The organism is Flavobacterium sp. (assembly GCF_029242675.1).
GTDB lineage: Bacteria > Bacteroidota > Bacteroidia > Flavobacteriales > Flavobacteriaceae > Flavobacterium.
Map to the genome: position 1 here is coordinate 1 of NZ_JAQWTM010000160.1, position 7,079 is coordinate 7,079.

General features: G+C 36.8%; 6 protein-coding genes. 1 reads left to right on the top strand and 5 read right to left on the bottom strand.

The genetic code is table 11. The features are described from left to right. A partial coding sequence (locus tag P8M54_RS06335; protein ID WP_300286373.1) for a hypothetical protein occupies positions 1–188 on the top strand: 188 nt, incomplete at its 5' end. 2 nt (positions 189–190) lie between these two features. Here P8M54_RS06335 and P8M54_RS06340 read toward each other — a convergent pair. From P8M54_RS06340 to P8M54_RS06360, 5 genes are all read right to left on the bottom strand, one after another. Next, entirely contained in the window at positions 191–2,068 is a 1,878-nt protein-coding gene (locus P8M54_RS06340; protein ID WP_300286375.1) for a M14 family metallopeptidase, read from the bottom strand. A gap of 154 nt (positions 2,069–2,222) precedes the next feature. Then, positions 2,223–2,708 (bottom strand): DUF6265 family protein, encoded by a 486-nt coding sequence (locus P8M54_RS06345; protein WP_300286377.1) that lies wholly within the window; start codon positions 2,706–2,708, stop codon positions 2,223–2,225. Between the two features lie 155 nt (positions 2,709–2,863). After that, positions 2,864–5,194 (bottom strand): type IA DNA topoisomerase, encoded by a 2,331-nt coding sequence (locus P8M54_RS06350; protein WP_300286379.1) that lies wholly within the window; start codon positions 5,192–5,194, stop codon positions 2,864–2,866. Positions 5,195–5,629: 435 nt separating this feature from the next. Continuing rightward, positions 5,630–6,037: a hypothetical protein gene (locus P8M54_RS06355; protein WP_300286381.1), complete on the bottom strand. Its 408-nt coding sequence runs from the start codon at positions 6,035–6,037 to the stop codon at positions 5,630–5,632. Between the two features lie 22 nt (positions 6,038–6,059). Then, a complete protein-coding gene (locus tag P8M54_RS06360) occupies positions 6,060–6,905 on the bottom strand; it encodes a formate/nitrite transporter family protein (protein WP_300286384.1) in 846 nt (281 codons plus the stop codon). Positions 6,906–7,079 lie beyond the last annotated feature (174 nt).

The following is a 7,079-nucleotide window of genomic DNA, read 5'->3' on the forward strand; positions in this document are numbered from 1 at the left end:
TTAGAAAACGCAATTACCGATTGGATTGCACAATAGAGGAGAATAATGACAAGAAAATCCCCAAAATAAGGCCGTATAAAGTTATCATGAAGGTTAAGGGCAATACCAATCTCCGTTACGAAGATCGTGATTGCCCAAATAAAGTAGTATCTGCTGAACCGAATGATGGTGTTTTTCTTAGAGTGTAACATTACAATTCTCTGCCGACAGGATAAAGAAGGTAACGTTTGTCGTAATAGTTAGTTTTACTATAAAACCAACCTAAGATCGCATTGGGGTTTTTAGCAAATGTAGTGTCAGTCGCGAGCTTTTGTTCAAATTCCGTCTTAAGTGCAGGAGATTCTTGTAGCATTTTAATTGCCATCGGTTCCATAACATAAGGCTCGATATATTCTGTTCGTTGAAAAATAGAGAGGAAAAATCCCCATCTAAAAAAAGAATCCTTAGATAGCGGTTCCAATAAAACCATTGCTAGATCTCCCAAAGGCTGATCTGTTGAAACATAAACCGAACCTTTAGGATAAACCATCGTGTTCATTATCGATCTTGTGGTACCGCTTACTTGCATGCGCCCCTCAAAAGGTTTTATTTGTTGGTTTTCATCTTCGACTTTGGCGTCTTCAATACGATACATTTCTAGTGTTAATTCTCGTGGCTTCTCCAGTGTTTCCATCTGAATACCATGCAATTTCAAGCGCTCGATAACCACATCGCTGGAAGCCGGAATCCAATATCCTTTTGGACGACTTATAAAATCAATTGGTTCAGTAGCTTTATAATTGACTATTTTTTGTTTGATTGGTTTACCCAGCCATTCTACATATTCTCCATTAGTAACGGGTGATTTTAAAATTCGAGAAGCTATTCCAGAGAATACCAAGCTATCAGCTGCTAGCACTGGTTTGATGCTACTTTGTAAATCACTTAAATTATCAAATCGTACGGCAGTTTCCATTTGTGGAACTTTCCATGCCATAGGAACTTTAGAATCTCTCAAGGTTTTATCCTTGGCGCTAATTGCTTGCAATGTTTTTCCTTCGGTTGCCAAAAGAGATAAGGTGCTTTCTAGCAAAATATAAGTTCCCAATACCCTTTGTTTAAAAGGTTTTAAAGAATGATTTTCTACTAAAATAGAAGCCATGTGTCGCAGATTACCGTAGCTGTCTGAAAATCGAGGTCCGCCAGAGGTTAAAATATTTCCTTCGGTAAAATCACGGTCGTTTACTGCAAATAACAATTGACCCGGAATATGACCATTAGCTGTCAAATACTGATCGGTTTTGGTCTTATACGTTGAATCAAGCCATTTCGCGATTCCAGGAGAATTACCTTGTAAACCAACACCTCCAAAGGTGATATCATACTGATAATCGGCTCCATCAGTTACGTGAATGTCCATGTACAAGTCGGGTTTGTACTGATTCATTACATTCACGACCGCTTTGATCTCTTTAGTATCTAGTTTTGCGTAATCTCTGTTTAAATTTAAATTCTGTGCATTGGTACGCCATCCCATATTTTCAGGTCCTCTTTGATTCGGTCGGTTGTAAGGAGAGGCGTTTTCGTGTGCATCAACACTCAAAATGGGGATGAATAAAAAATTTACCTTGTCCAAAAGGTTACTTTTTCCTCCAAAGGCAATATCTCTTAAAAGCATCATTCCGGCATCTTTACCATCAATTTCACCCGAATGGATTCCTGCTTGCACAAACAATGTTGGTTTTCCAGAGTTTTTCAATGCTTCGGGATCAAAATTAGCATTGTTTGTTCCCATAATCATATAGATTGTTCTTCCTTCAATACTTGTACCAATCGGGACCATCGATAGTAACGGCGAGGCATCAGTTAGTTTTTTAAACCAACTGATGGCTTCATCGTAAGTAGGAGTTGTTTTAAAACCCGATTTTTCAGTAGGTGTAATCCACGCATTATTTGGCTTAGCAATTAATTTTTCACTTTTTCCATGCCATTCTATACTAGGAGGAAGGATGCTTTGTGACCATGAGCTAAGTGAAGCGACTAAAGCGAAAGCGATTAGAAAGGGTTTAGTGATACTGCTATTTGACATAGTATGATTTTGATTTAAATTGATTTATCAGGTCTTTTTTAAAAGGAAGTAAATATAAGTATTTTAGTTAGGAAGTACTTTGGTGACAATTATTTTGTAAATAAAAAACCTCACTGTTAGGAGTGAGGTTATAATTTATTTTCAGCATCTCAGCCTATTTGCTTTTTGCCATAGTATATTTTTCGGTACTTTGTTTACCATCAATCAAACCTGAAATGGTAGCTACTAAATTATTTTTAGCATCTTTTTGATAGGTGATTTTTTGAGGATAGTCGTGTTTTGGGTTTTCAAAAGCAAGTTGGTTAGCCACAGTTTCCGTGAATAAAAAAGAAACGGGTCTATCTTCGTTTTGACCTTTTACCGTTGCTTTATAGGTTAAAGCTTCGCTTTTTTGTTGCAAGACAATTGTTTCAAAATGAATGGTATCTTTTTCTTTGATGAAATAGGACTGTCCTTGAAAAGTGCTATCATTAGTTTTTGTCCAAGTCTCTGACAAAACACCTTCTGCTGATTTGCTTTCCCAACTTCCTAAAAGCCAATGAGCTGATTTTATTTTTTCTTTTTCGTTTGTATCTGAATCACCATTTTTACAGCTAATAAAAGCAAAGGCTAACAACAGTAAAGGCATTTTTTTATACATGTTTTCTATTTTGAAAGGTTGATGAAATTCAGTCTGCAATATTAGTAAAAAAATGAATAGCAGAATATACTTGCTAATAATCTCTTGCCGTGGAGTTGTGAACTAAACTGTAGCTTGTTTTAAAAGTACAGTTTAAAAATAAGGCAACTTCTTTTTTAGTAATTCTCCTTTAATATTTGATGAACGAGTTCTTTAGATGGTTTTTGATCTTTTAGTTTTAAACGAACTACGTCAAATCCAACTTTAAAATCACATCCTGACTTATACTGACTGCAACCGTAGGCGCTGTTGCCTTTTAAGATTGTTCCTTCAAGGCATTTAGGGCAGTTTAAATCATTTTGCACACTTTTTTCAATGACTTTTTTGGGTTCTAATTTTAATTGAAAGTGATCGTCAAAACGCAATAAACCTTCCACAGTACCGGCTTCTGTTTTGAAATCTTTTAAATTCACGGTTGATCCTTTTTGCAGTAAGCGCAAATATTGATTCTCAGATATTTTTTTCTCTGCAAAAGTAAACGGTAATACAAATGTGCAACCTGCTTTATAATTGGCGCATCCAAAAGCTGATTTCCCTTTGAGTAAGGTTGCCTTTTTACATTTTGGGCAAGTCTCCGCTGTAATTCCAGCTGCTTTTATTTTAACCACTTTCGCAGCTTCACTTTGTACCGTTGCCGCATGCGAAATTGTTGTGCGTCTGGTTTCTAACCTTACTTCATCTACTAAAACAGCAATCATTTTTTTCATATTATTAATGAAAGATGCAGCAGTAAAATCCCCTTTCTCTATATCTTTCAACTGTTTTTCCCACGATCCAGTCAATTCGGCTGATTTGACTAATTCATTCTGAATCGTATCAATTTGCTGAATACCAGTGGTACTAGGTAAAACTTGTTTTTTATTGCGAACGATATACTGTCGTCTAAAAAGCGTCTCAATAATATTGGCTCGTGTAGAAGGACGACCAATACCGTTTTCCTTCATCAATTCCCGTAAATCTTCGTCGTCGACTTGTTTTCCCGCGGTTTCCATGGCACGCAATAAAGTCGCCTCTGTAAATTGATTGGGTGGTTTGGTTTCTTTTTCTAAAAATGAGGGTAAGTGTGGTCCTTTTTCGCCTACAATAAAACGAGGTAAAAGGTCGGCTTCTTTCTCCTTTGCTGTCATACTGAGCCTTTCGGCTTCGCTCAAGACAGGCTGAGTCGAAGTATCGAAGACGATACGAAACCCTTTCTTTATAATTTCCTTACCGGTAGTTTTAAAAACAACGTCAGCTGCCTTGCCCATTACTGTGGTATTGGCAACTAGGCAGTCATCATAAAATACAGCAATAAATCGTCTCGTGATGATATCATAAACTTGCTGCTGGTTGTATTGTAGGTTATTTTGAATCCCAGTAGGGATTATGGCGTGGTGATCGGTAACTTTTTTATCATTGAACACCTTGGGCGATTTTTTTATTTTTTTACCCAATAAAGGCTCTGTTAAAGTAGCGTAATTGGTGAGATTTTGTAAAATCCCCGCTACTTTAGGATAGATATCATTCGGTAAAAAAGTGGTATCAACTCTTGGGTAGGTGACTACTTTTTGTTCGTATAAGGTTTGGACAATTTTGAGCGTTTCATCAGCCGAAAACCCAAACTTCGTATTGCAATACACTTGTAAGCCCGTAAGGTCAAAAAGTTTGGGAGCGAATTCGTTACCATTCTTTTTCTCTACGGATATAATTTCGAACTCGCTTTCTTTGACTTTGTTGGCTAAAACTGCACCATCTTCTTTATTTAAAAACCGACCCTCTTCATAATTAAACAGCGTTTCTCTGTATAAAGTTTGCAGTTCCCAATAAGGCTGTGGTTTAAAGTTCTCAATTTCTTTAAATCGGTCGACAACCATGGCTAGGGTAGGAGTTTGCACGCGTCCAATGGATAAGACCTGCTTGAAACCACCGTATTTGACCGTATATAAACGGGTAGCATTCATGCCTAGTAACCAATCGCCTATCGCTCTCGAAAAGCCTGCGTAATATAAATTATCGTAGTTAGCCGAAGGTTTTAAATTGTTAAATCCTTCTTTTATGGCCTCGGTAGTTAATGACGAAATCCATAATCGCTGCACTTCGCCTTTGTATTGGGCCTCGTTCATAACCCACCGCTGAATCAGTTCTCCCTCTTGTCCCGCATCCCCACAATTAATCACTAAAGTAGCTTTATCAAACAGACTTTTTACAATTTTAAATTGCTTTTGGATACCCGTATTCGCAACTACTTTTGTTTCAAATTTATCGGGTAACATAGGTAAATTATTCAAGTCCCAACTTTTCCAATGCGGTTTATAATCGTTGGGTTCCTTCAAGGTGCATAAATGACCAAAAGTGTACGTTACCGCATAACCGTTCCCCTCATAGTAGCCGTCACGCTTGGTGTTAGCTCCTAATACAGCTGCAATTTCTCGCGCGACACTGGGTTTTTCGGCAATGCAAACCTTCATTTTATACTTTTTGTTTAAGTGCGCAAATTAAGGTTTTAGAAATTAGTAAGGAAGTGAAATCTTTGGGAGTTATCAACGCGAAGTTTTTGTATCCTTTTTAGGAGCACAGCACTTATTTTCTAAAGAACGTTTCGTCCTGCTGTCTGCTGTATCTCTTCGCTACGCTACGAGGATGCCGCTCCCATCAGGGCTATTCATCGCGTTTCATTTTCATAACGACCAAAGTACATTAATAAGAGGTAAGATTCTAGTTTTCTGGATTTCCATGCACACCCACGACTTTGAGCAAAGTCATTGCGAGGCACGAAGCAATGGTAGTTAATTTATACAGTATTTTAGCGCAGCTAGTTTCAGATAATGCTAACTAAATTGGGGAAAAGATTCTTTAGCTTTTTAGTATTGAGTAATAAAAGTAGCCATTACTTATGGCTATTATCAAATTCGATTTCGACTCAGTTGTATAAAAACAAATAGGAAAAACAAAAAACTAATCCAGTCATTAATACCATAAATGGCATAAAATATACCCGCCATGCTATCTTTTTCAAATACTTCGGCGATCTTATTGTTCAGGATCCAATTGGTCCAGTGGGTTGCATAAATTATTTTTTCAATCGTGAATACGGCAATCAACCATTTTAGTTGGTGAAATTGTTTAGCAACAGCGATATAGGTAAAACCCCAAACAACAATCATAAGTAGGCCAAAATTGGACATCGCTTGAGCGTCATATTGCGGGATAACAGCATTGGTAAATATTCTGGAAAAAAGTAATACGCCTGTGATATTCATTATTCCTGCCATAATAAATCCAGTGCTGATTTGTTCTCGTTTAAGTGTCATTTTATGGATGATTAGATTTGATTTATATTTTATAATTCGATTCAAATATTCGGTATTTGAATAATCCAACCACAATAGCACCACCAATACTATTTCCAACCAATGCTAACGCTAGAAAGGTCACATAATCTAGTATATGAACGGTATCAGAATATAACAAAGCACCAAAAACTTCGATATTCCCCACAATACTGTGATGAAATCCTCCAAAGCCAATTACACCTGTTATTAAAAATATAAGTAAAATTCGAGTGAGCGAATTAATGGTACTATTGAGCAACCAGTTTAATAAACCCATTAACCAACCCGCAACTATGGCGCTTAAAAACAATACCCAAGCATCATAATGCACTACGTGTTCACCAATCGTGACCATCGTTTCGTGTGTGAACAATTTTAATTTAGGTCCGAGATACGCGATAAACAAAGTAAATAATATTCCTCCAACCACATTGCCCAGAATTACTACTCCCCAAATGCGAACTAGCTCCATGAATTTTCGTTGTCCGTTTAATACAGGTAACGTCAGTACCGATGTTTGTTCTGTAAAAAGTGCCGATTTTCCAACAACGACAAGGATAAAACCAACAGGATACACCAAACTAAATAGTTTGAAAATAGTGTTTTCACCTACTTTTCCTGTGAGTAAATAATGTAGCGAACAGAGCAGGAAATAACTAAAACCTATCTCAAGTCCAGCAATAATGGCACTAAGACCTAATGCTCTATTTTTTATTTTAAAAATGGCTTCACCCTCATGGATTACACGACTTAAAATGTCTCGGTATTCGCTTACGCCATCAATTTGTTTTGATGTTTTTTCTAAATCTTTCTGGTATTTTTCTTGGTCTTTAGTGTCGGTTTTCATGTGGAAAATAATTAGTTACTGCAATGTAGTAAAAAATTAGCTTAGTTTTTTATGAAAATGAGTAGGTCCTAGTAAGTCAATAGAATAGTGATGATGGTGAAGAAGAAAGGGTATTGTCGTCGAAAAAGATAGATTTATTAGTAGAAACGTAATCCCATAGCCCAGATAGCAGCG